The organism is Mycolicibacterium phocaicum, from assembly GCF_010731115.1.
Classification (GTDB): domain Bacteria; phylum Actinomycetota; class Actinomycetes; order Mycobacteriales; family Mycobacteriaceae; genus Mycobacterium; species Mycobacterium phocaicum.
In genome coordinates this window covers 2,195,238-2,219,992 of record NZ_AP022616.1, presented here as the reverse complement: position 1 = coordinate 2,219,992, position 24,755 = coordinate 2,195,238, and the positions used below count along the sequence as shown (strand labels likewise).

Sequence of the window (24,755 nt, the reverse complement as noted above, 5' to 3'; positions counted from 1 at the left end):
CATGGATGGGGCTGAACAGGACGCTCCTGACCCACACAGTTCGGTGCGCGCACATCGGTTGACGCCGATGCGGGGCCGCGATCCGCACGAAAGGCACCGCGTCGCGACGCCTCTGGAGCTGCTGTTCGACCTGACCTTCGTCGTGGCGTTCGGAGTCGCGGCGTCGGAGCTGTCGCACATGCTGGCCGCGGGCCACGTCGGCGCCGGCATCACGGGGTTCGTGTTTTCCACCTTCGCGATCTGTCTGGCGTGGATCAACTTCACCTGGTTCGCCTCGGCGTACGACACCGATGACTGGGTGTTCCGGTTGATGACGATGGTCGAGATGGTCGGCGTCCTGGTCCTGGCACTCGGCCTGCCCGCGTTCTACGCCTCGATCGAGCACGGCCACCACGTCGACAACGCGGTGCTGGTCGCCGGTTACGTGGTGATGCGAATTGCCTTGGTGGGGCAGTGGTTACGCGCCGCGAAGCAAGATCCGTCACGGCGCGCAGCGGCGATGACGTACGTCTGGATCGTCGCGGTGGTCCAGGTGGGCTGGGTCGGCACGGTGTTCCTGCCGACGAGTGTGCCGGTGACCCTGGGCGCCTGGGTGCTGTTGGCGCTCATCGAACTGGGCGGCCCGATGATCGCCGAGACCAAGTGCGGCGGGACCCCGTGGCACGCGCATCACATCGCCGAGCGCTACGGACTGCTGGCGATCATCGCGCTCGGCGAGGGCGTCGGCGAGGGCGTCGTCGGGACGGTCGCCTCACTGTCGGCTGTCGTCGGCGAGCACGGCTGGTCGTGGGACGCGGTGCTGCTGGCGATCGCGGGCACGGCCCTGACCTTCGGCATGTGGTGGGTGTACTTCATGGTGCCGTCGGCCGACGCCCTGCACGCGCACCGCGAGCGGGGCTTCTGGTTCGGGTACCTGCACATGCCGGTGTACGGCGCCATCGTCGCGACCGGTGCCGGCCTGCACACCGCCGCGTACTACATCCAGCACCACTCGGCGCTGGGGTCGGTGGCCACGGTGCTCAGCGTGGTGATCCCGGTCGGCATCTACATCGCATTGGTCTACGTGCTGTACACGCTGATGCTGCGGTCGGTCGACGCCCTGCACCTGCTGCTGGTGGTGCTGACCGCGCTGGTCCTGATCGCGACGGTGGTGCTCGCCGCGGTCGGGGTGCCGATGGCGCTCTGTCTGTTGGTGGCGAGCGTGGCACCGATGGTGAGCGTGGCCGGGTTCGAGATCATCGGGCACCGGCACGTCGCCGCGGCGGTTGCGCGCCAAACGTGACGTTGAGCGGGCACGCCTGGGACAAAAGCGCACTGGTGTGGCTAACGGGCCGGAAGAGGTAGCTGTCATATCCTGAGACGCGTGGCAATTTCGCGTCGTGACCTGCTGAAATACGCTGCAGCCGCGCCGGCGGCGCTCGGCCTCGGAGCTGGGTTGCAATCGGTACTCGGCGCGACGACCGCTTCGGCGGCCCCGTACGGCGTGTTGCTGGACTACGCGGCAGGGGTGCTCAGCGCCTCCGATATCCGGTCGGCCGGGGCGCTCGGCGCCATCCGGTATGTCTCGGACCGGCGGCCCGGCGGGGCGTGGATGCTGGGCAAGCCCATCGAGCTGCCGGAAGCGCGTGACTTGTACAAGGGCGGACTGAAGATCGTGTCCTGTTACCAGTATGGGAAGGAATCGACGGCCGACTGGCTGGGCGGGCACGCCGCCGGCGTGCAGCATGCCCAGCGTGGGTTCGCATTGCACACCGCGGCGGGCGGTCCGGTCGGGGCGCCGATCTACGCGTCGATCGACGACGATCCGACTCCGGCCCAGTACAAGGCGCAGGTTGCGCCGTACCTGCGCGGCTGGGAATCGGTCTTGGGGCACCAGCGGGTCGGCGTGTACGCCAACTCCAAGACCATCGAGTGGGCCGTGCAGGACGGCCTGGGGTCGTACTTCTGGCAGCACAACTGGGGCTCGCCCGGTGGAGCCGCGCATCCGGCGGCGGCACTGCATCAGGTCGAGATCGACAAGCGCCACGTCGGGGGAGTCGGTGTCGACATCAACCACATCCTCAAGCCCCGCTTCGGGCAGTGGGACTGACGGGCGCGCAGATTACCGCTCAGTAGTTAGCTGGAGCCCAGCTCTAAGAAAACGAGATCAAACCGCAGCAAATGGCGGCTCGGTAACTTACCGCCTGTATAGACATACGGACCATCATTGTCGAGTGTTTTCTGGAACGGGTCTTTTCCTACTCATTAGTAAGGTCCGGCACCGTCACAAGCATGGTCACGATTTGATAACAATACCGCTTTGATCAGCGATGTTGTTACTACTCGACCGTAACCAGCCGCCAACAGGACGTTTGTCCTGTTGGGTACGGGCAGTCCCGCGACGCGGTGTTACCCAGGTAGGTGGTTACCGATCCGTAGAACTCGTTGGTAACCATTTCCGGCCGAAAAACGCCGCGAATCTTATGACACTCTTAGTGCAGTCGGCCCGGCTCTCCGGCACCCGAAAACTCGGGCGCCAGACGTAGCACGGGCCTCACGTGATCCGACGTCGCATCGCGGTGCCCCAGGGCCGACTACCAAGACCAAGCAGCACCTTGACCGGTTCGCGCGGCAAAGACGAGAGGGACGCATGACGATCAACGAGCACCGCAATGTGACCAGTGGCAACACCGAGGCGGTGGCGGCGAGCGCGCACGCTCTCGTGGATCTGCTCAATGCCGGCGAGCCGTATGCCGTCGCGTTCGGTGGCCAGGGCGCGTCCTGGCTGGAGAACCTCGAAGAGCTCGTCAGCTCGGCCGGCATCGAATCCGAGCTCAGCGAGATCGTCGGCGAAGCGGCCCTGCTGCTCGAGCCCGTCGCGCGCGAACTCGTCGTCGTGCGGCCCATCGGCTTCGAGCCCATGCAGTGGGTTCGCGCCCTCGCCGCCGACGAGCCGCTGCCCTCGGCCAAGCAGCTGACCACCGCCGCCATCTCCGGCCCCGGCATCCTGCTGGCCCAGATGGCCGCCATCCGTGCCGTGCAGCGTCAGGGTCTGGACCTCGCGGGCACCCCGCCGGTCGCGGTCGCCGGGCACTCGCAGGGCATCATCGCCGCCGAGGCGCTCAAGGCCAACGGCACCCGTGACGCCGAACTCCTCGCCCTGCTGCAGCTCATCGGCGCCGCCGGCTCGCTCGTGTCGCGCCGTCGCGGCATGGTCGGCCGCGGCGACAAGTCGCCGATGGTGTCGGTCACCAACGTGGACCCCGAGCGCATCGCCGAACTGCTCGAAGACTTCTCCAAGGACGTCCGCACCGTCCTGCCGCCGGTCCTGTCGATCCGCAACGGCCGTCGCAGCGTCGTCATCACCGGCACCCCGGAGCAGCTGGCCCGCTTCGAGTTGTACTGCAGCAAGATCACCGAGAAGGACGAGGCCGAGCGCAAGAACAAGCTGCGCGGCGGCGCCGTCTTCAGCCCCGTCTTCCAGGGCGTGCAGGTCGAGGTCGGCTTCCACACCCCGCGTCTGGCCGATGGCATCGAGGTCGTCGACCGCTGGGCCGCCAAGTGCGGTATCGACACCGAGCTGGCCCACGCGATGACCGAGGCCATCTTCGTCAAGCCCATCGACTGGGTCGCCGAGGTCGAGCGCATGCACGACGCCGGTGCCCGCTGGATCATCGACCTCGGCCCGAGCGACACCGTCACCCGCCTGACCTCGCCGATCATCCGCGGCCTCGGCATCGGCATCGTGCCGGCCGCCACCCGCGCCGGTCAGCGTTCGCTGTTCACCGTCGGCGCCGCCCCGGTCGTGCAGCCCGCGTGGTCCAGCTTCGCCCCGACGGCTGTCGAGCTGCCGGGCGGTGACGTCAAGCTGTCCACCAAGTTCACCCGCCTCACCGGCCGCTCGCCGATCCTGCTGGCCGGTATGACCCCGACGACCGTCGACGCCAAGATCGTCGCCGCGGCCGCCAACGCCGGCCACTGGGCCGAGCTCGCCGGTGGTGGCCAGGTCACCGAAGAAATCTTCGAGAACCGCGTCGCGGAACTGACCCAGCTGCTCGAGCCGGGCCGCGCCATCCAGTTCAACTCGCTGTTCCTGGACCCGTACCTGTGGAAGCTGCAGCTGGGCGGCAAGCGCATCGTGCAGAAGGCCCGCCAGTCGGGTGCCCCGATCGACGGCGTCATCGTCACCGCCGGCATCCCCGAGCTCGACGAGGCCGTCGCGCTGATCGAGGAACTGCACGAAATCGGCATCACCAACGTGGTGTTCAAGCCGGGCACCGTGGACCAGATCAAGTCGGTCATCAAGATCGCCGAAGAGGTCCCGGACAAGGAGATCATCGTCCACGTCGAGGGCGGCCGCGCCGGTGGCCACCACTCGTGGGAAGATCTCGACGACCTGCTCGTCAGCACCTACTCGGACCTGCGCAAGCAGGCCAACCTGACCATCTGCGTCGGTGGTGGCATCGGCACGCCCGAGCGCGCCGCCGAGTACCTGTCCGGCCGCTGGGCCGAGACCTACGGCTTCCCGCTGATGCCGGTCGACGGCATCCTGGTCGGCACCGCCGCCATGGCCACCCTCGAGGCCACCACCTCGCCTCAGGTCAAGCAGCTCCTGGTCGACACCAAGGGCACCGACCACTGGGTCGGCGCCGGTAAGGCCCAGGGCGGCATGGCTTCCGGCCGCAGCCAGCTGGGCGCCGACATCCACGAGATCGACAACACCGCATCGCGGTGCGGCCGCCTGCTCGACGAGGTCGCCGGTGACGCCGACGCGGTCGCCGAGCGCCGCGACGAGATCATCGCCGCGATGGCCAACACCGCCAAGCCGTACTTCGGCGACGTCGCGGACATGACCTACCAGCAGTGGCTGCAGCGCTACGTCGAGCTCGCGATCGGCGACGGCAGCAGCACCGCCGACACCAAGCGCGACCACTCGCCGTGGCTCGACGTCACCTGGCGCGACCGCTTCGAGGAGATGCTGCAGCGCGCCGAGGCCCGCCTGAACCCGGCCGACGCCGGCCGCATCGAGACGCTGTTCCCGGCGACCGCGGAAGGCGAAGCGCTGCTTGAGGATCCGCAGCGCGCCATCGCCGAGCTGCTGGCCCGGTACCCCGAGGCCGAGACCCTGCGCCTGCACCCGGCGGACGTCCCGTTCTTCATCACCCTGTGCAAGACGCTGGGCAAGCCCGTCAACTTCGTCCCGGTCATCGACAAGGACGTGCGCCGCTGGTGGCGCAGCGACTCGCTGTGGCAGGCCCACGACGCCCGCTACGACGCCGACCAGGTCTGCATCATCCCCGGCACCGCTGCCGTCGCCGGCATCACCCGCGTCGACGAGCCCGTCGGTGAGCTGCTGGACCGCTTCGAGCAGGCCGCCATCGACGAGGTGCTGGCCGCCGGCGTCAAGCCGGTTCCGGTCGTGTCCCGCCGCCAGGCCCGCGCCGACATCACCGGCCCGCTGGCCGTCGTCCTCGACTCGCCCGACGTGCTGTGGGCCGGCCGCACCGCCATCAACCCGGTGCACCGCATCGGCGCCCCGAGCGAGTGGCAGGTCAACGAAAACCGTTCGGCCACACACCCTTCCACCGGTTCCCGGCTGGAGCTCGACGGTGACGGCGTCGTCCTGAACGTCCCGCTGTCGGACATCTGGATCGCGATCCGCTTCACGCTGCCGGCCGCCACCGTCAACGGCGGCATGCCGGTCGTCACCACCGAGGACGCCTCGGCCGCCATGCGCGCCGTGCTCGCCATCGCCGCCGGCGCCGACGGCGTCGACGCCCTGCCGGTCGTCACCGACAACGTCGCCACCGTCACCGCCGACTGGGACCCCGAAGAGGTCGCCGACCACACCGGCGTCACCGCCACCTTCGGCGCCCCGCTGGCGCCGGGTCTGACCCTGGTGCCCGACGCCCTCGTCGGCCGCTGCTGGCCGGCCGTGTTCTCGGTCATCGGCGCGGCCGTCACCGACGACGGCATCCCGGTCGTCGAAGGCCTGCTGAGCCTGGTCCACCTGGACCACGCCGCGCACCTGCTGGCCCCGATGCCGGCCGAGCGTGCCGAATTGACCGTCACCGCAACGGCTTCCGCCGCTGTCGACACCGAGGTCGGCCGCGTGGTCCCGGTTTCGGTGAGCATCACCGACGCCGAGGGCACCGAGCTGGCCCGCCTCGAGGAGCGCTTCGCGATCCGTGGCCGCAGCGGTGCCGCCGAGCTGACCGACCCGGTCCGCGCCGGCGGTGCCATCACCGACAACGCCACCGAGACCCCGCGCCGTCGTCGTCGCGACGTCACCGTCACCGCACCGGTCGACATGAGCGCCTTCGCCGTGGTGTCGGGTGACCACAACCCGATCCACACCGACCGCGCCGCGGCCCTGCTGGCCGGCCTGAAATCGCCCATCGTGCACGGCATGTGGCTGTCGGCCGCCGCGCAGCATGTGGTCACCGCCACCGACGGCCGCGCCACCCCGCCGGCCCGCCTGGTCGGCTGGACCTCGCGCTTCCTGGGCATGGTGCTGCCGGGCGACGAGATCGAGTTCCGCGTCGACCGCGTCGGCATCGACCGCGGCGCCGAGATCATCGAGGTCACCGCGAAGGTCGGCGGCGATCTGGTGATGGCCGCGACCGCTCAGCTGGCCGCGCCCAAGACCGTCTACGCCTTCCCGGGCCAGGGCATCCAGCACAAGGGCATGGGCATGGAGGTCCGGGCCCGGTCCAAGGCCGCCCGCAAGATCTGGGACTCCGCGGACAAGTTCACCCGCGAGACCCTGGGCTTCTCGGTGCTGCACGTGGTCCGGGACAACCCGACCAGCATCATCGCCAGCGGTGTGCACTACCACCACCCGGACGGCGTGCTGTTCCTGACGCAGTTCACCCAGGTGGCCATGGCCACCGTCGCGGCCGCCCAGGTGGCCGAGATGCGCGAGCAGGGTGCCTTCGTCGAGGGCGCCATCGCCTGCGGCCACTCCGTCGGTGAGTACACCGCGCTGGCCTGCGTGTCCGGAGTGTACGAGCTGGAGGCACTGCTTGAGGTCGTGTTCCACCGCGGCAGCAAGATGCACGACATCGTCCCGCGTGACGCCAAGGGCCGGTCCGATTACCGTCTGGCCGCCATCCGGCCGTCGCAGATCGACCTGGACGACAACGACGTCACCGACTTCGTCGCGGGTATCGCCGAGGAGACCGGTGAGTTCCTGCAGATCGTGAACTTCAACCTGCGCGGCTCGCAGTACGCCATCGCCGGTACCGTCCGCGGCCTCGAGGCCCTGGAGGCCGAGATCGAGCGTCGCCGCGAAATCACCGGTGGCAAGCGGTCGTTCATCCTCGTGCCCGGTATCGACGTGCCGTTCCACTCCGAGGTGCTGCGGGTCGGCGTCGCCGACTTCCGCCGCGCGCTGGACCGCGTCATGCCGCACGGGCAGGACCCGGAGCTGCTGGTCGGCAAGTACATCCCGAACCTGGTGCCGCGGCCCTTCACCCTGGACAAGGACTTCATCCAGGAGATCCGTGACCTGGTGCCGGCCGAGCCGCTCGACGAGATCCTCGCCGACTACGACACCTGGCGCCGGGACAACCCGTCCGAGCTGATGCGCAAGACCGTCATCGAGCTGCTGGCCTGGCAGTTCGCCAGCCCGGTCCGCTGGATCGAGACGCAGGACCTGCTGTTCATCGAGGAAGCCGCCGGCGGCCTCGGGGTCGAGCGGTTCGTCGAGGTCGGCGTGAAGACCATGCCGACGGTTGCCGGCCTGGCCACCAACACGCTGAAGCTGCCGGAGTACTCGCACAACACCACCGAGGTGCTCAATGTCGAGCGCGACGCCGCGGTGCTGTTCGCGACCGACACCGACCCGGAGCCCGAGGACGACGCCCCCGCCGCCCCCGCAGCTGCGGAAGCTCCGGCGGAAGCTGTTGCGGCAGCACCGGTTCCGGCCGCCGCCCCCGCGGCTCCGGCCGGTGGCCCGCGCCCCGACGACATCGGCTACGACGCCGCCGACGCCACCATGGCGCTCATCGCGCTGTCGGCGAAGATGCGCATCGACCAGATCGAGCCGCTGGACTCCATCGAGTCCATCACCGACGGTGCGTCGTCACGACGCAACCAGCTGCTCGTCGACCTGGGTTCGGAGCTGAACCTCGGCGCCATCGACGGTGCCGCGGAAGCCGACCTGGCCGGTCTGAAGGGACAGGTCACCAAGCTGGCCCGTACCTACAAGCCGTTCGGTCCCGTCCTCTCCGACGCGATCAACGACCAGCTGCGCACGGTGCTCGGCCCCTCGGGCAAGCGTCCGGCGTACATCGCCGAGCGCGTCAGCAAGGCCTGGGAACTGGGCCCCGGTTGGGCCAAGCACGTCACCGCCGAGGTCGCGCTGGGCACCCGTGAGGGCAGCAGCGTCCGTGGCGGCGAGATGGGCGGCCTGCACTCGGGTGCCTTGGCCGACGCCAACGCCGTCGACAAGGTCATCGACGCGGCGGTCACCGCGGTGGGCGCCCGTAAGGGCATCGCCGTGTCGCTGCCGTCCGCCGGCGGTGCCGGTGGCGGCGTGGTCGACTCGGCCGCGCTGAACGAGTTCGCCGAGAAGGTCACCGGTCCCAACGGTGTGCTGGCCGGCGCCGCCCGGTTGATCCTGGGCGAGCTGGGTCTGCAGGCCCCGGTCTCCGTGCCGGACGCCACCGACTCCGAGCTGATCGACCTCGTGACCGCCGAATTGGGTTCGGACTGGCCGCGTTTGGTGGCTCCGTCGTTCGACGGCCGCAAAGCCGTGCTGTTCGACGACCGCTGGGCCAGCGCCCGTGAGGACCTGGCGCGCATCTGGCTGCTCGACGAGGACGACGTCAACGCCGACTGGGCCAAGCTCTCCGAGAGCTTCGAAGGCGCCGGACATGTCGTGGCCACGCAGGCCAGCTGGTGGCAGGGCAAGGCGCTCGCCGCGGGCCGCACCCTGCACGCCGCGCTGTACGGCCGCGCCGCCGCCGGTGCGGAGAACCCGGAGAAGGGCCGCTACGCCAACGAGGTCGCGGTCGTCACCGGTGCCTCCAAGGGCTCGATCGCGTCGGCCGTGGTGGGCCAGCTGCTCGCCGGTGGCGCGTCGGTCATCGCGACCACGTCCAAGCTGGACGACGACCGGTTGGCGTTCTACCGGACGCTGTACCGCGACAACGCCCGCTTCGGCGCCCAGCTGTGGGTCGTGCCCGCAAACATGGCCTCCTACAGCGACATTGACGCGCTGGTCGAGTGGGTCGGCAACGAGCAGGTCGAGAACCTGGGCCCCAAGGCCATCCACCTCAAGGACGCGCAGACCCCGACGCTGCTGTTCCCGTTCGCCGCACCGCGCGTCGCCGGGGACCTGTCGGAGGCCGGCGCCCGCGCCGAGATGGAGATGAAGGTCCTGCTGTGGGCCGTGCAGCGGCTCATCGGTGGGCTCTCGCACATCGGCTCCGAGCGTGACATCGCGTCGCGTCTGCACGTGGTGCTGCCCGGTTCCCCGAACCGCGGCATGTTCGGTGGCGACGGCGCCTACGGCGAGTCGAAGGCTGCGCTCGACGCGGTCGTCGCCCGCTGGAAGGCGGAAACCTCGTGGTCGCAACGAGTTTCGCTGGCGCACGCGCTGATCGGCTGGACCAAGGGCACGGGCCTGATGGGTCACAACGACGCCATCGTGGGTGCCGTCGAGGAAGCCGGTGTCATCACGTACACCACCGACGAGATGGCCGCCATGCTGCTGAACCTGTGCAGCATCGACGCCAAGGTGTCGGCCGCCCGCGAGCCCATCCAGGTCGACCTGACCGGTGGCCTCGGTGACATCGAGCTCGACATGGCCGAGCTGGCCGCCAAGGCCCGCGAGGAGATGGTGGCCGAGGCCGCCGTCGAAGACGAGGACCTCGAAGGCACCATCTCGGCGCTGCCGTCGCCGCCGCGCGGCTACCAGGCCGCGCCGGCTCCCGAGTGGGCCGACCTGGACATCGACCCGGCCGACATGGTCGTGCTGGTGTCGGGCGCCGAACTCGGCCCGTACGGCTCGTCGCGCACCCGCTTCGAGATGGAGGTCTCCGGCGAGCTGTCGGCCGCGGGCGTCCTCGAGCTGGCCTGGACCACCGGTCTGGTCAAGTGGGAAGACGACCCGAAGCCGGGTTGGTACGACACCAACACCGGTGAACTGGTCGACGAGTCCGAGCTGGTCGAGCGCTACCACGAGACCGTGCTCGAGCGCGTCGGCATCCGCGAGTGGGTGGACGACGGCGCGATTGACCCCGATCACGCTGCGCCGCTGCTGGTTTCGGTGTTCCTCGACAAGGACTTCTCCTTCGTCGTGTCCGCCGAGGCCGACGCCCGGGCGTTCCTCCAGTTCGATCCGGAGCACACCGTCATCGCGCCGGTGCCGGACAGCAGCGACTGGCAGGTCACCCGCAAGGCCGGCACCGAGATTCGCGTGCCGCGCAAGGTCAAGCTGTCGCGGACCGTCGGCGCCCAGGTGCCGACCGGCTTCGACCCGCAGGTCTACGGCGTCACGCCGGACATGGCCAGCTCGATCGATCGCCTGGCGCTGTGGAACCTGGTCACCACGGTGGACGCGTTCCTGTCGGCCGGCTTCTCGCCGGAAGAGCTGATGCGCTGGGTGCACCCGAGCCTCGTGGCCTCCACGCAGGGCACCGGCATGGGCGGCATGACCTCGATGCAGACCATGTACCACGGCAACCTGCTGGGCCGGAACAAGCCGAACGACATCCTGCAGGAAGTCCTGCCGAACGTCTTCGCCGGTCACGTCGTGCAGTCGTACATCGGTAGCTACGGCGCGATGATCCACCCGGTCGGCGCGTGCGCCACCGCGGCGGTGTCGGTCGAAGAAGGTGTCGACAAGATCCGTTTGGGCAAGGCCGAATTCGTGGTCGCCGGTGGCTACGACGACCTGACGCTGGAAGCCATCATCGGCTTCGGCGACATGTCGGCCACCGCCGAGACCGCGATGATGCGGGCCCGCGGCATCAGCGACTCGAAGTTCTCGCGCGCCAACGACCGTCGTCGTCTCGGCTTCGTCGAAGGCCAGGGCGGTGGCACCGTCCTGCTGGCCCGCGGTGACCTCGCGGTGAAGATGGGTCTGCCCATCCAGGCCGTCGTCGCCTACGTGTCGTCGTTCGGTGACGGTGTGCACACCTCGATCCCGGCCCCGGGCCTGGGTGCGTTGGGTGCCGGCCGCGGTGGACGTCAGTCGCAGCTGGTGCGCGACCTGGCCAAGCTGGGCGTCACCCCGGACGACATCGCGGTGATCTCCAAGCACGACACCTCGACGCTGGCCAACGACCCCAACGAGACCGAGCTGCACGAGCGGCTCGCCGCCTCGATGGGCCGGTCCCCGGGCAACCCGCTGTTCATCGTCAGCCAGAAGAGCCTGACCGGACACAGCAAGGGTGGCGCCGCGGCGTTCCAGATGCTGGGTCTGTGCCAGATTCTGCGCGACGGCGTCATCCCGCCGAACCGCAGCCTGGACTGCGTCGACGACGAGCTGTCCAACGCACAGCACTTCGTGTGGGTCCGCGAGACGCTGAAGTTCGGCGACCGCCTGCCGATCAAGGCCGGTCTGGTGACCAGCCTCGGCTTCGGTCACGTGTCGGGCCTCATCGCTCTGGTCCACCCGCAGGCGCTGGTGGCGGCCCTCGATCCGGCCGAGCGCGAGGACTACCTGCGCCGTGCCGGTGAGCGGGTCCTGGCCGGTCAGCACCGGTTGGCGTCGGCCATCGCCGGTGGGCGTGCACTGTACGAGAAGCCGGCCGACCGTCGCTTCAGCAACGATGCGCCGGAGAAGCGTCAGGAAGCCGACATGCTGCTCGACGCCGATGCGCGCCTCGGTGAAGACGGCTGGTACGCCCGGTCGTGAGGCCTTCTGAGGTATCGGGATTGGGTCCGCTAGGTTGTTGCCCATGAGCATCCTGGGTGTGGGCATCGACCTGGTCTCGATTCCGGATTTCGCCGAACAGGTCGACCAGCCGGGCACCGTCTTCGCGGAGACGTTCACCCCAGGTGAGCGCCGTGACGCCGCCGACAAGAGTTCGTCGGCGGCACGGCACCTGGCGGCCCGCTGGGCGGCCAAGGAAGCCGTGATCAAGGCGTGGTCGGGCTCGCGGTTCTCGAAGCGTCCGGTGCTGCCCGAGGGCATCCACCGTGACATCGAGGTCGTCACCGACATGTGGGGCCGGCCCAAGGTGCGGCTGTCCGGTGAGATCGCCGAGCACCTCAAGGGCGTGGCCATCCACGTGTCGCTGACCCACGAAGGCGACACCGCGGCCGCGGTCGCGGTCCTCGAGCAGGACTAGTTCTTTTTGGGTGTCACCTTCCCCTCGCGAGCAGACGCAAAACTGTCGATCTCCTAGTGGGAATCGACAGTTTTGCGTCTGCTCGTGCTTGAGGGTGACCGGCTAACCTTGGCGCCATGAGTGATCTCGTCGCCGCTGTCCGCGAGGTGCTGCCGTCGGTGCGTGCCGACCTGGAGGACCTGGTCCGCATCCAGTCCGTCTGGGCCGATCCGGCCCGGCACGCCGAGGTGCACCGCAGCGCCGCGCTGACCGCAAAGCTGTTGTCCGACGCGGGCTTCGGCGAGGTGCACATCGTCCAGGAGGGCGGGGCGCCGGCCGTCATCGCCCGTCATCCCGCACCTGAAGGCGCTCCCACAGTGCTGCTGTACGCGCACCACGACGTGCAGCCCGAGGGCGACGCCGCGCAGTGGGACTCGGAACCCTTCGAACCGACCGAGCGCGACGGCCGGCTCTACGGTCGGGGCAGCGCCGACGACAAGGCCGGCATCGCCGTGCACCTGGCCGCCATGCGGGCCCATGGCGGCAACCCGCCCGTCGGTGTGACGGTTTTCGTTGAGGGCGAAGAGGAATCGGGCTCGCCTTCTCTCGGTGCTCTGCTGAGTGCGCACAAGGAGCTGCTGGCGGCCGACGTCATCGTCATCGCCGATTCGGACAACTGGAGCACCGAGATGCCGGCGCTGACGGTGTCATTGCGCGGCCTGGTCGACTGCGTCGTCGAGGTGGCGACGCTGGACCACGGGCTGCACTCCGGCATCTGGGGCGGCGTGGTGCCCGACGCGCTGAGCGCTTTGGTGCGGTTGCTGGCCACATTGCACGACGACGACGGCAACGTCGCGGTCGAGGGTCTCTACGAGGGCACCGCCGCGGACGTCGACCGCGGGCCCGAGTGGGTCGCCGCCGAGACCGGCATGCTCGACGGCGTGCAGCAGATCGGTTCCGGCTCTGTGGTGCAACGACTTTGGGCCAAGCCGGCCATCACCGTCATCGGCATCGACACCACGTCGATCGCCAAGGCGTCGAACACGCTGATTCCGCGGGCGCGGGCCAAGGTCAGCATGCGCGTCGCCCCGGGCGGCGACGCGCTGGCGCATCTGGCCGCCCTGACCCGCCACCTCGAGAGCCACGCGCCATGGGGTGTCAAGGTCACCGTGACGCCGGGCGACGTCGGCCAGCCGTATGCCATCGACGCCAGCGGACCGGTGTACGACGCGGCCCGGTCGGCGTTCACGCACGCGTGGGGCGTCGCGCCGGTCGACATGGGGATGGGCGGGTCCATCCCGTTCATCGCCGAGTTCGCCGAGACCTTCCCCGAGGCAACGATTCTGGTGACCGGTGTGGAAGACCCCGGCACGCAGGCGCACAGCATCAACGAGAGCCTGCACCTGGGTGTACTGGAGAAGGCCGCGATCTCCGAGGCGCTGCTGCTGGACGCACTCGCGCGCTAGTGGTGTGTCTCAGTTTTGGTTGACTACTTGTTGGAGTTTGGTGCGTGCGCGGCGAACTTTGGCGAGGATGGATTCGGCGGTGGCCGTCCACACGTAGGGCTTGGGATCGGCGTTGTGGGCGTTGAGGTATGACTCGATGCTGGCGATCAACTCGGGCACACTGCCGAAGATACCGCGGCGTAGGTTCTTGTCGGTCAGGTCGCGGAACCACCGTTCGACCTGGTTGAGCCATGACGATGAGGTCGGGGTGAAATGGAAATGAAACCGCTTGTGCCGCTTCATCCAGTTCGTGACCTCGACGTGCTTGTGGGTTGCGTAATTGTCCAAGATCAGGTGGACCTGTAACCCTGGGGAACTTCGCGGTCGATTGTGTTGAGGAATTTGATGAACTCGGTGTGGCGGTGTCGGGGCAGGCATTGGCCGATCACCGTGCCGGTCAGCACGTCCAGTGCGGCGAACAGCGTAGTGGTGCCGTTTCGTTTGTAGTCATGGGTCATGGTGGCGGCCCGCCCCTTGACCATCGGCAGTGACGCCTGGGTGCGGTCCAACGCCTGGATCTGGGACTTCTCATCCATGCACAACACGATGGCCTGCTCGGGCGGATTCAGATACAACCCGACCACATCGATGAGTTTGTCCTCAAACTTGGGATCCCCTGACACCTTGAACGTGTCCACCCGATGGGGCTTGAGACCTAAGTCGGACCAAATCCGTTGCACCGTAGCCGAACTGACCCCGACTCGCTTGGCCATCGTGCGACATGACCAATGCGTGGCACCATCGGGAGTTGTCGTCGTGGTCAACCGCACAATCTCGGCGATCGTCTCCTCCGAAATCGACGGCTTGCGGCCGCGCCCGACCCGGATCTTGCCCAGCCCGGCAAGCCCGTCCTGACTGAACCGCTCACGCCAGCTGCGCACCGTCACCGGTGCCACCCCAACTTCCTCGGCGATCCGGGTATTGGCCTCACCGTCGGCGGCCATCAGCAGCACCTTCGCCCGCAGCACCTGCTGATGCGGCGCAGTGTGCGACCGTTCCAGCTTCTCCAACGTTTCACGCTCGGCCGGCGTCATTGGCAAGGCCGCTGCTGGTGATGCACTCACCCGGACAGAATAACAAACATACGACTACTTATTTACGAGACACACCACTAGATCCGTTGCGGCCGGCCTACTTGAAGAGGTTCCCGAGCGCGGTTACCGCGACGTCCGCTCCAGAAAGCAATAGCGTTGCCGCCTGGCCGTCACGCGTGAATGATTCGACGGCGATCGTTATCGTGGCAACGTCGCCAAGACCATGGACGAAGTCGCCAATGTTCCCGTTCGCTATTCCCGGTGCAAGCTGGACGAGGTCGACCAAGGCACTAACGGCACCCGCAATCGCAAGCCCCGAATTGCCAGTGGCCTTGCCGCCGTTCAGTTGATCCCGCAATGTCACCAGGTCGTCGTAGAGGCCGGCGATGGGGGGAAGGGTCGCCACCACGCTGGGTGAAAACCGCGGCCGGCGCGAGCTTTTCGCCGAGCCGTTCCCAGGTGCCGTACATCGAGCGGTAACTGGGCATGTGGTCAATGTGACCCGCCAATTCGGCTGCGCGGGAGGGACTGCCGACCTCGCCGTCGTATTCGTCGACCAGGCAGAGGTCGTCCGGGAACAACGAGCCTGTCTGGTGTACGAGGCCTGGGAGCCGGCCCAGCGCAGCAGCACACGTAGTAGGGGTGGTTGTGGATCACCACGCGCGCGTCGGCGCGGGCGCGGTGCAGCTCGGTGTGGATGTGGATGGCCGGGGTGACGTCCCAGCGAACCCGCTGCACGCGGGCATCTTCGTCGACCATGCAGATGTCGGACGCCGTGACCTCCTGCCACCACAGACCCCACGGGTTGACGTACATGTCGGTCTGGCCGTCAGGCTGAAAGGTGATGTGCCCGGCCAGGTTCTCGGCGAAGCCGATGGTCGCGAGGTGCCGGAGGGCGGCGGCCATGGCCTGCTCATGGGTGAGGTCGACGCCGATCGGCGTCACGGATGGTGCCCACTTCGAGGCCGCGCGGCGCGGTCATGTCCGTCTCCCGTCCAGGCTCGAATATACTCGCGCAGTTGGCCTTTGGCGACGTGCCGCCCGATGACCCGGGCAGCTCGTCGACCACGATGAGCCGCTCGGGCAGCAGTTTCTTGGACACGTCCTGGGTGAGCAGGTGTATGCACAGTTCGTCGAGCGCCAGCGTCGCCGAGCCGATCAGTTCGACGTAGACACAGAAGAGGCGGACTGCTGTCGGCGACGATCCGGCTGCCGGTACGCAGCCGGTGCTCCAGCGAGTCGTGCACCGTCGTGCCGCTAAGCAGTGCCAGAGAGGGGCGGACGGGTGATCGAAGTCGGCACCCGTCCTATCCGTTGCGCCCGGGGGTACGAAACGTCGTGCCTCCGGGTGCCGGACTTCTACTCGTCGTCCTCGTCTTCGTCGAATTCCAGATCGAGCGGGTCTTCACTGTGGGGGTCCACGGTGTACTGCTGCCAGTAGGACGGGCTGAAGTAGATGGTGTCGGAGCTGTCGGCGTGGTCGCCGATCTGGACCCAGAGAATCTGGTCCTTCTCGCCATAGCTCAGCGCGTTGGGGTACTGGATGCTGCTGTCGACGGTGCGAATGTGAATGTTGTGCGTCACGCCAAAAGTCTTGCACCTGAACGCATCTGCGGCTGTTGACGGAACACCGGTGACGACAACGATTGCCCGAATGGCCACGCGGATGTCACACGTGGTTGGGCGGGACGCCACCCGGTTCCCGGCGCGGGCTCGCCGCGCCAGGAACCGGCGGTGACGCGAAAGACTCAGACCGACAAATCCCGCCGCAACTTGGCGACGTGGCCCGTGGCCTTGACGTTGTACTGCGCGACCTCGATGTTGCCCTTCTCGTCCACGAGGAAGGTCGACCGGATGACGCCCTGCACGGTCTTGCCGTACATCGTCTTCTCGCCGAAGGCGCCGTAGGCGGTCAGCACCTTGCGGTCGGGGTCCGACAGCAGCGGGAAGGTCAGGCCCTCGTTGTCACGGAACTTGGCGAGCTTCTCGGGCTTGTCGGGGGAGATGCCGATGACGTCGAGGCCGGCCTCATTGAGTTCGGCCAGGCTGTCGCGAAAATCGCAGGCCTGCTTGGTGCAACCCGGCGTCGAGGCTGCCGGGTAGAAGTAGACGATGACCTTGCGGCCCTTGTAGTCCGACAGCTTCACGGTGTTGCCGTCGGCGTCGGGCAGGCTGAATGCGGGGGCTTTGTCGCCCACTTCGAGTCGCGGGGTCGGTGCCACCGGGAGGTCCCTTCTGTCGGCCAGGCGTTGCTGTTACAGCAAGCTGCTCTAGGGTAGAGCGCCAAGGAGCAACCCGAGCTGGAGGGCTGAAGTGGCTGACCGGAATCCTGACGAGATCAAGCAGGAAATCGATCGTGCACGCGATCAGTTGGCGTTGACGGTTGACGCCCTCGCGGAGCGGGCAAACCCGCAGCGCCTGGCCGATGACGCGAAGGCCAAGGCCATCGCGATCGCGTCCAAGCCGGCGGTGATCGCAACGTTCGCCGGACTCGGCGTCGTGGTGCTGGTGGTGGTTATCCGCAAGATCCGCGGATAACCCGACTTTCTAGTTCCCGCGACGCGGTGTCAGCCAGCCTGGCAGCCAGCTGCGCGGGGGATTCGCCACCCGGCCCAGTCGGGTGCAGTTATGGACGATGACCAGGGCGTCGTCAGCTGCTGTCGCAACGTCGGCGCTCGGCGCTGCGTAGGTCGCACCGGCGATCGGTGTCATCAGCTAACTCCCCTCAGTTATCGTCACCTACATTTCTACACCATCATACGCGGTTTCAGCTAACTTTGTTTTCGGGCTGCTTGTTCCAAAATTGCAGGTCCATCAGATTTTCATCGATCTGTCGACGCCAGCCGCTATTGACGATCATGTCGCTATACACCACTGTGGCAGGTGTGTAGTGGCAACGGTGACGTGGCGAATCGGCCGACGCTCGTGGCGATTTCGGGCCGGTGCGGCCGAGCGGGCCGTCGGGGTGTGATGTTGGTGACAGCGCGGGCCGGTTTCAGGGCAGCCCAGCTTCTCGGCAGGGTGTTCATACCCCGGGTAGAGGTGTCGTAAACAGCGCTGACCATACGATTTCACCCTGCAGCCATCGGGCTGTTAATGTCTCTCTCGCGCGCCGTTAGCTCAGTTGGTAGAGCAGCTGACTCTTAATCAGCGGGTCCGGGGTTCGAAACCCTGACGGCGCACAGCTGCGAAAGCCCCCTCCTTCGGGAGGGGGCTTTCGTCGTCTTGGGTTGACGCTGCGCTGTGGGGCTCGGCTACTCGGCCTTTTGTGCCCTGGTTGCAGGGTGAGCGCCGGTCTTGGGTTGACGCTGCGCTGTGGGGCTCGGCTACTCGGCCTTTTGTGCCCTGGTTGCAGGGTGAGCGCCGGTCTTGGGTTGACGCTGCGGTGTGGGTCTTGGTTACGCGACCTTCTGCGCCGTAGCTGCAGGGTCAACGGTGGCCTTGGCTCGACCCTGCGCTGTGGGCCTCCGCTACCCGGCCTTTTACGCCCGACCCGCAGGCTCAACGCCGGCCTGCGGACGCCCACGGTGGCCGCCATCGACGAAAACCCAAGCAGCAGAACATCATTACCTGCCACGTAATCGACTTGCCGCGCTACGGCCGCCAAGCTTTGAGCTGACCACCCCGACACGAAAGAGGTCAGCATGAACGACATCGTCACCGCGTACCTGAAGACCTGGAACGCCACCGACCCGATTGAGCGGAAGGCGCTGCTCGACGACCACTGGACGCCCGAGGCGTCCTACACCGATCCGATGGCCGACGTCACGGGTCACGACGCCATTTCCGGCGTGATCGGTGCCGTACACACCCAATTCCCCGGATTCGTCTTCTCGCTCGTCAGTGGCCCCGACAGCCACCACAACCAGGCCCGCTTTCAGTGGGGCCTGGGGCCGGAGGGGGAGCAGCCGCCCATCGTCGGGTTCGACGTGCTGGCCACGGACGCCGACGGCCGCATCCGGTCGGTGCACGGCTTCCTGGACCAGGTGCCGGGCTGAACCTAGACCTCGGTGTGTAGGAACGCGGCCAGCTGAGCGGTCGCCAGCGCTTGTTCGGCGTCGTACTGCTCGAACGTCGCCACCACACTGAACCCGAGGCGCTCAGCCAGTCGCAGCGAGGGGCGGTTGGCGGTCTGGGTGATGATCACGACAGGTTGATCGTCCAGCTCGCCGGCCGCGTATCGCAGCAACAGCCGCGCGGCTTCGCTCGCATACCCCTGACCCCAGGCGTGCGGACGGAAGACGTAGCTCAGCTCGAGTTCGTCGCCGTCGGGGTGCAGATGGCCGGGAACGTCGTTGCGACGGCGGCTCAGCGTCACCGTCCCCAGCATCTCGTCGGAATCCGCAGCCGTCGCGATGTAGCAGCCGGGGGCTTCCAATAGCGTTGCGGCACCGACCCCTTCGAGCACGGCGCGCACTTCGTTGACGGGCCGCGGGCCACCGAGATACCGGCGCACCCGTTCGTCGGTCTGCGTTTCGATCAGACCCTTGGCGTCGCTGTCGCGCGCCTTGCGGAGGCGGACTCGCGGCCCTTCGAGACTGGACGCTCGCAACTCGATCGCATCATCCACGCGCACCACTGTGCCAGCCGGGTGAGAACGACCTGGAAAACAAACATCGCCCCACCCGCTGTGCGGGTGAGGCGATGTTCTACCTCGGGGTGGCTGACGGGACTCGAACCCGCGACACCCAGGATCACAACCTGGTGCTCTACCAGCTGAACTACAGCCACCATCGCCGCTCTGTAGGAGCAGCGTCGTAGATACTAACCGCTTGGGCCCGCTAAGCCGAATCGGTCTCCACCGCGTCGTTCGTCGGCGGCCCCAACTCGCCGGCGACGGCCGCGATTTCGCTGGTAGACGGGCCGGGCGCGGGCACGAACGCGGTGCCGCGGTAGTACTTCAGCTCGCGGATGGATTCGTGGATGTCGGCCAGTGCGCGGTGCGCGAGCCCCTTGTCCGGCTGCCCGTAATAGATGCGCGGGTACCAGCGGCGGCACAGCTCCTTGATCGAGCTGACGTCGATCATCCGGTAGTGCAGGAAGTCGTCCAGACGCGGCATGTCACGGGCGATGAAGCCGCGATCGGTGGCGATCGAATTACCGGCCAGGGGAGCGGTTTTCGCTTGCCCGATGTGGCCGCGGATGTAGTCCAGCACCATCTGCTCGGCCTCTTCGAGGGTGACCGTCGAGGTCCGCACCTCGTTGATCAGGCCCGAGCGGGTGTGCATTTTCATCACCACATCGGCCATGCCGTCGAGAGCGGCGTCGTCGGTGTGGATCACCACGTCGACGCCCTCGCCGAGCACGTTCAGGTCGCTGTCGGTGACCAATGCCGCGATCTCGATGAGCCGGTCGGACTTGAGATCCAGCCCCGTCATCTCGCAGTCGATCCATACCAGTTCGTCACGCACGGTGTTCCAGACTATTCCCAGGCGCTCAACCGGGTGTCCATACCCGGCTACCAGCGACCCGACGAAGTAGGGTCAGGCGCATGACGACTGACTCGAGTGCATCCCCCGCGCAGCAGATCGCCGCTGGTTACAACGTCACCGGCCAGGCCCTGAACCTCGGCGCCGTGGTCGTCGACGGGGCCGTCGATCCCGCCGCGCAGGTCAAGATTCCGCTCGCCACCATCAACCGTCACGGCCTGATCGCCGGCGCGACCGGTACCGGCAAGACCAAGACGCTGCAGGTCATCGCCGAGCAGCTGTCGACGGCCGGGGTGCCTGTCGTGATGGCCGACGTCAAGGGCGACCTGTCCGGGCTCGCGCAGCCCGGCGCGGCCAGCGACAAGACCGCCCAGCGGGCGAAAGACACCGGCGACGACTGGACACCGACCGCGTTCCCCGTCGAGTTCCTGTCGCTGGGGACGACGGGTGCGGGCGTCCCGGTGCGCGCGACCGTCACCAGCTTCGGGCCCATCCTGCTGTCGAAGGTGTTGGGGCTCAACCAGACCCAAGAGTCGACGCTCGGGCTCATCTTCCACTGGGCAGACCAGAAAGGTCTGCTCCTCGATGACCTGAAGGACCTGCGCGGCGTCATCCAGTTCCTGACCAGTGATGAGGGCAAAGAGGAGCTCAAGGCGCTGGGTGCGGTGTCTCCGGCCACCGCGGGCGTGATCTTGCGTGCGCTGATCAACCTCGAGGCCGAGGGTGGAGACACGTTCTTCGGATTGCCCGAACTCAAGCCCGAGGACCTGATGCGTCTGGACCCGCAGGGCCGCGGCATCATCACGCTGCTGGAGCTGGGTAGCCAGGCCGCCCGCCCGGTGTTGTTCTCGACGTTCCTCATGTGGGTGCTGGCGGACCTGTTCACCACGCTGCCCGAGATCGGCGACGCGGACAAGCCGAAGCTGGTCTTCTTCTTCGACGAGGCGCACCTGCTGTTCGCCGACGCGTCCAAGGCGTTCCTGGACCAGGTCGAGCAGACCGTCAAGCTGATCCGCTCCAAGGGCGTCGGCGTGTTCTTCTGCACCCAGCTGCCGACCGACATTCCCAACGACGTGCTCAGCCAGCTGGGTGCGCGCGTCCAGCACGCGATTCGCGCCTTCACTCCCGATGACCAGAAGGCCCTGACCAAGACGGTGCGGACGTACCCGAAGTCGACGGTCTACGACCTGGAGTCGGCGCTGACGTCGCTCGGGATCGGCGAGGCCGTCGTCACGGTGTTGTCCGAGGTGGGTGCGCCGACCCCGGTGGCGTGGACCCGGCTGCGCGCGCCGCGGTCGCTCATGGGCACCATCGGACCCGACGCCATTGCCGCCGCTGCCAAGGCCAGCCCGTTGCAGGCGACCTATGGGCCGACGGTCGACCGCGACTCGGCCTTCGAGCGGCTTTCTGCGCAGCCGGCCCCGGCCGATGCGCCGCCCGCGGCCCCGGACGCGGTTCCCGCTCCCGTACCGGCCGAAGAGCCCGATCTCACCGCATCCGGACGCGTCGAGGTGGAGGCCGAAGGACCCGGCATGGTGTCGGAGGTGCTGCAGAGCTCGGCGTTCAAGAGCTTCCTGCGGTCGGCGGCGACCGTGGCAGGCCGCGAGATCACTCGCAGCCTGTTCGGCACGACCCGCCGGAGGTAGGTCGGCGCGGCGGCCGGCTTTACGACCCGCCGAGCTTCTTGTAGACGGCGCCGACGATGGGCGCGACGATCGCGCGCGGGGCGTAGCCGCTCGCGGCCGACATGGCCTTCGAGGTCAGACCGGGCACGACGCGCATCTTGTTCTTGTCCAGACCGTCCAGCGAAATCCGGGCGGTGTACTCGGTGTCGATCCACAGGAAGTCGGGGATCAGACGCTCGACGAGTGACTGCTCGGACGGGTCGGGCAGCTCGGTGCGCACGGGTCCGGGCGCCAGCAGCGTGACGTTGATGCCGTGCGGCTTGAGCTCGCCGCGCAGCGACTCGCTGAAGGTGTTGGCGAAGGCCTTGGACGCGGCGTAGGTCGCGTTGTTCGGGATGGGCGAGTTGCCCGCGGCCGAACCGGAGATCAGGATGCCGCCGCCCTTGCGCGCGATCATGCCGGGCAGCACGGCGAGCACCAGGTCGTGCACGCCCTGCACGTTGAGCTGCACCTGGGCCTTCTCACCCTCGGCAGGCAGGTCGGCGACGGCGCCGAACGTCGCGGTGCCGGCATTGGCGCACAGGATCGAGATGTTGCGCTCGGCCAGTTCCGCGCAGAGCTTGTCGCGGTCGGCCGGGTCGGTCAGGTCGCAAGCCCGGACCTCGACGGTGACGCCGTACTTGTCGGTGATGCGCTGGGCGACCTCGGCCAGCACGTCGCCGCGGCGGGCCGTGATGATCAGGTGGTGGCCGCGGGCGGCGAGTTCGGCGGCCAGCGCTTCACCGATGTTCTGAGAGGCGCCGGTGACGACGGCGCGGGCGTCGGGACTGGGAGCGGGTACAGGCATGGGTGCAATCGTAGGGACCAATAGAGTGGGCGCATGAGTAGCCCCGGGGCGGGTATCCCGCCCGTCGGCCGGGGTCGCGTTGCCGCCTGGGCACTGTGGGACTCCGGTGCCACGGGCGTGAACGCGATCGTGACGACCTTCGGTTTCAACATCTATCTCATTTCCGAGGTCGGCAAAGGGCTGCCCGGGTCGACGACGCCGGAGAGCTGGCTGGGGCGCGCGGTGCTGGTGGCGGGCATCGCGGTGGCGTTGCTGGCGCCGGTGACGGGCGTGATGGTCGACGCCGCGTACCGGCGGCGGCGCGCGCTCGCGGCGCTGACGGGCGCCGTGGTGGTGCTGACGGCGTCGATGACGTTCATCAAGCCCGACTACCACTACCTGTGGATCGGCCTGGCGTTGTTGGCCGCCACGGCGGCGTGCATGGACTTGGCGACCGTCCCGTACAACGCGATGCTGCGCCAGTTGTCGACGCCGCTGACGTCGGGCCGCGTCTCTGGATTCGGCTTGGCGGCAGGGTTTTTCGGCAGTGTCGTGCTGCTGCTCCTGGTCTTCGTGGGGCTCAAGTCCGGCAGCGGCGACACCCTCGGGCTCCTGAATGTGCCGAACTCGGACGGCAAACCGGACCGGTACGCGGTCCTGGCGGCCGCGGCGTGGTTCGTCATCTTCGCGCTGCCGTTGCTGCTGACGGTGAAGTCGCCGCCGCACGACGGCACCCCGGCCGTCGGATTCTTCGGCGCCTACCGCAGGTTGTGGACGGAGGTCGTCGGGGAGTGGCGACGTGACCGCAACGTCGTCTACTACCTGCTCTCGAGTGCCATCTTCCGTGACGGCCTGACGGGTATCTCGATCTTCGGCCCGGTGGTGGGCGTCAGCGTCTACGGGCTGGCGCCGACGAGCGTGCCGTTGTTCGGGGCCGGTGCGTTCACCATCGCGGCACTGGGCGCGGCGCTCGGTGGCATGCTCGACGACCGGATCGGTTCCAAGCGCGTCATCGTGGGCTCGTTGACCGCGATGGTCGCGGTGGGCATCACGCTGATGTTCCTGTCCGGGCCGCTGGCCTTCTGGATCTGCGGCCTGACGCTGTGCCTGTTCGTGGGCCCAACCCAGTCGGCGTCGCGGAACCTGATGCTCCGCATCGCGGCGGACGGCAAGGAGGGTGTGGCCTTCGGGCTCTACACGACCACGGGCCGGGCGGCGCACGTGCTGTCGCCGTGGTTGTTCTCGATGTTCATCGACATCTTCGCGACGACGCGCGCGGGCCTGGGCGGCCTGTGCACGGTCCTGGGGATCGGACTGGTCGGGATGCTGTTGGTGAAGGTGCCGGCGCGGCGCTAGGCCCCGTGGCCGCGGCCGCGTTTGCCGGCCTGCCGGCACACCGTGAGGCCGGCGCCTTCCCGTTGCTGAATCTGGGTGCCGTCGACCGAGATGGTGCAGGCGATGCCGCGTCCGGCGTTGACGATGCTCACGCTCGCCGAGCGTGCCGCCGGGCGGTTCAGCTGCACCTCTTTGGTCCACGGCAGCGGCACGTTGAACTCCGTCTGCAGCACCCCGCCGGTGTCGACGTACGTGATGCTCACGGCACGACCTTTGCCGATCACGGCGTACAGCACGGCTTCGGTGTCACCGCTTTCGGCGTCCGGCGGCGCGGCCGCGGCAGGGGGACTGACGGCTTCGCTGGGCTCACTGCTCTCGGGCGTCGTGGTGGTGGTCACAGTCGTCGACGATGACATCGGATCCTGCGTCGGGACCGGCAGTGGCGGCGGGGCGACGAGGGTCTGTTGTTCGGAACTGTTGACGATGACCAGCGCGATCACCGAGCAGAGGGCGAGGATCAGCACCGCGCCGGCCAGCGGGAACAGCCACTTGTGGCGGCGGACCTTCGGCGGTGCGGTGACACCGTAGGGATCGGTGAAGGCGTCGGTCTGGTAGCCGGCCGTCGGCATGGCCGGGAGTTTCTTGGTGGCGTCCAGCCCGTCGTCGCGCGATCCGGTCATGCCCACCTCATGTTTGCAGGGTACCTGCGGCGCGCGGTGGACCGTGGGGACGTTCCAG

General features: G+C 67.9%; 17 protein-coding genes, 2 tRNA genes and 2 pseudogenes. 10 read left to right on the top strand and 11 right to left on the bottom strand.

Going from position 1 to position 24,755, the window contains the following annotated elements:
* The first annotated feature begins 67 nt into the window (after window positions 1-67).
* The 5 genes from G6N46_RS10680 (at window position 68) to G6N46_RS10660 (ending at window position 13,729) form a co-directional block, all read left to right on the top strand.
* Complete coding sequence (locus G6N46_RS10680) at window positions 68-1,282, top strand: low temperature requirement protein A (RefSeq protein ID WP_163693134.1); 1,215 nt, start codon at window positions 68-70, stop codon at window positions 1,280-1,282.
* 81 nt (window positions 1,283-1,363) lie between these two features.
* Window positions 1,364-2,089, top strand: a complete 726-nt coding sequence (locus G6N46_RS10675) for a DUF1906 domain-containing protein (RefSeq protein ID WP_138248338.1) — start codon at window positions 1,364-1,366, stop codon at window positions 2,087-2,089.
* A 540-nt stretch (window positions 2,090-2,629) separates the two neighbouring features.
* A complete protein-coding gene (locus G6N46_RS10670) occupies window positions 2,630-11,848 on the top strand; it encodes a type I polyketide synthase (RefSeq protein WP_138248339.1) in 9,219 nt (3,072 codons plus the stop codon).
* A gap of 43 nt (window positions 11,849-11,891) precedes the next feature.
* On the top strand, window positions 11,892-12,284 hold the full coding sequence (acpS, locus tag G6N46_RS10665; RefSeq protein WP_020102278.1) for a holo-ACP synthase AcpS: 393 nt from the start codon (window positions 11,892-11,894) through the stop codon (window positions 12,282-12,284).
* A 116-nt stretch (window positions 12,285-12,400) separates the two neighbouring features.
* On the top strand, window positions 12,401-13,729 hold the full coding sequence (locus tag G6N46_RS10660; protein WP_138248340.1) for a dipeptidase: 1,329 nt from the start codon (window positions 12,401-12,403) through the stop codon (window positions 13,727-13,729).
* Window positions 13,730-13,738: 9 nt separating this feature from the next.
* On the opposite strand, the pseudogene G6N46_RS10655 reads toward G6N46_RS10660, so the two are convergent.
* From G6N46_RS10655 to bcp, 5 genes and pseudogenes are all read right to left on the bottom strand, one after another.
* Window positions 13,739-14,802: pseudogene (locus G6N46_RS10655) on the bottom strand (IS630 family transposase).
* Window positions 14,803-14,899: 97 nt separating this feature from the next.
* Window positions 14,900-15,211, bottom strand: a complete 312-nt coding sequence (locus G6N46_RS10650; RefSeq protein WP_163692511.1) for a hypothetical protein — start codon at window positions 15,209-15,211, stop codon at window positions 14,900-14,902.
* Between the two features lie 85 nt (window positions 15,212-15,296).
* Window positions 15,297-15,708 (bottom strand): annotated as a pseudogene (locus G6N46_RS10645) (class II aldolase/adducin family protein); the annotation flags it as partial.
* A 453-nt stretch (window positions 15,709-16,161) separates the two neighbouring features.
* Complete coding sequence (locus G6N46_RS10640; RefSeq protein ID WP_138248352.1) at window positions 16,162-16,386, bottom strand: hypothetical protein; 225 nt, start codon at window positions 16,384-16,386, stop codon at window positions 16,162-16,164.
* A 164-nt stretch (window positions 16,387-16,550) separates the two neighbouring features.
* Window positions 16,551-17,024 carry a thioredoxin-dependent thiol peroxidase gene (gene bcp / locus G6N46_RS10635; protein ID WP_029119327.1) on the bottom strand — a complete coding sequence of 158 codons (474 nt, stop codon included), beginning with the start codon at window positions 17,022-17,024 and terminating at the stop codon, window positions 16,551-16,553.
* Window positions 17,025-17,115: 91 nt separating this feature from the next.
* On the opposite strand from bcp, the gene G6N46_RS10630 reads away from it, so the two are divergent.
* Window positions 17,116-17,340 (top strand): DUF3618 domain-containing protein, encoded by a 225-nt coding sequence (locus G6N46_RS10630; protein WP_020102269.1) that lies wholly within the window; start codon window positions 17,116-17,118, stop codon window positions 17,338-17,340.
* 9 nt (window positions 17,341-17,349) lie between these two features.
* Here G6N46_RS10630 and G6N46_RS28255 read toward each other — a convergent pair whose 3' ends face one another.
* Window positions 17,350-17,514: a hypothetical protein gene (locus G6N46_RS28255; protein WP_165605581.1), complete on the bottom strand. Its 165-nt coding sequence runs from the start codon at window positions 17,512-17,514 to the stop codon at window positions 17,350-17,352.
* 397 nt (window positions 17,515-17,911) lie between these two features.
* On the opposite strand from G6N46_RS28255, the gene G6N46_RS10625 reads away from it, so the two are divergent.
* Window positions 17,912-17,984, top strand: a tRNA-Lys gene (locus G6N46_RS10625).
* Between the two features lie 462 nt (window positions 17,985-18,446).
* Window positions 18,447-18,800, top strand: a complete 354-nt coding sequence (locus tag G6N46_RS10620; RefSeq protein ID WP_064860264.1) for a nuclear transport factor 2 family protein — start codon at window positions 18,447-18,449, stop codon at window positions 18,798-18,800.
* 2 nt (window positions 18,801-18,802) lie between these two features.
* On the opposite strand, the gene G6N46_RS10615 is transcribed toward G6N46_RS10620, so the two are convergent.
* The 3 genes from G6N46_RS10615 to orn all read right to left on the bottom strand — a co-directional run bounded on the left by G6N46_RS10615 (window position 18,803) and on the right by orn (window position 20,213).
* The gene (locus tag G6N46_RS10615) at window positions 18,803-19,372 is read right to left on the bottom strand and encodes a GNAT family N-acetyltransferase (RefSeq protein WP_163692715.1); all 570 of its coding nucleotides are present in this window, start codon (window positions 19,370-19,372) and stop codon (window positions 18,803-18,805) included.
* Window positions 19,373-19,460: 88 nt separating this feature from the next.
* A tRNA-His gene (locus G6N46_RS10610) sits at window positions 19,461-19,533 on the bottom strand.
* A 50-nt stretch (window positions 19,534-19,583) separates the two neighbouring features.
* Window positions 19,584-20,213 carry an oligoribonuclease gene (orn, locus tag G6N46_RS10605; RefSeq protein ID WP_061002188.1) on the bottom strand — a complete coding sequence of 210 codons (630 nt, stop codon included), beginning with the start codon at window positions 20,211-20,213 and terminating at the stop codon, window positions 19,584-19,586.
* A gap of 80 nt (window positions 20,214-20,293) precedes the next feature.
* On the opposite strand from orn, the gene G6N46_RS10600 reads away from it, so the two are divergent.
* On the top strand, window positions 20,294-21,877 hold the full coding sequence (locus G6N46_RS10600; protein ID WP_135356549.1) for a helicase HerA-like domain-containing protein: 1,584 nt from the start codon (window positions 20,294-20,296) through the stop codon (window positions 21,875-21,877).
* A gap of 19 nt (window positions 21,878-21,896) precedes the next feature.
* Here G6N46_RS10600 and cmrA read toward each other — a convergent pair whose 3' ends face one another.
* Window positions 21,897-22,703, bottom strand: coding sequence for a mycolate reductase (gene cmrA / locus G6N46_RS10595; protein ID WP_064860262.1), 807 nt, complete (start codon window positions 22,701-22,703; stop codon window positions 21,897-21,899).
* Between the two features lie 33 nt (window positions 22,704-22,736).
* Here cmrA and G6N46_RS10590 point away from each other — a divergent pair, with 33 nt between their 5' ends.
* Window positions 22,737-24,038 (top strand): MFS transporter, encoded by a 1,302-nt coding sequence (locus G6N46_RS10590; protein ID WP_064860261.1) that lies wholly within the window; start codon window positions 22,737-22,739, stop codon window positions 24,036-24,038.
* Here G6N46_RS10590 and G6N46_RS10585 read toward each other — a convergent pair.
* Window positions 24,035-24,697, bottom strand: coding sequence for an MmpS family transport accessory protein (locus tag G6N46_RS10585; protein WP_064860260.1), 663 nt, complete (start codon window positions 24,695-24,697; stop codon window positions 24,035-24,037). The two genes, G6N46_RS10590 and G6N46_RS10585, sit on opposite strands and share 4 nt — an antisense overlap.
* Window positions 24,698-24,755 lie beyond the last annotated feature (58 nt).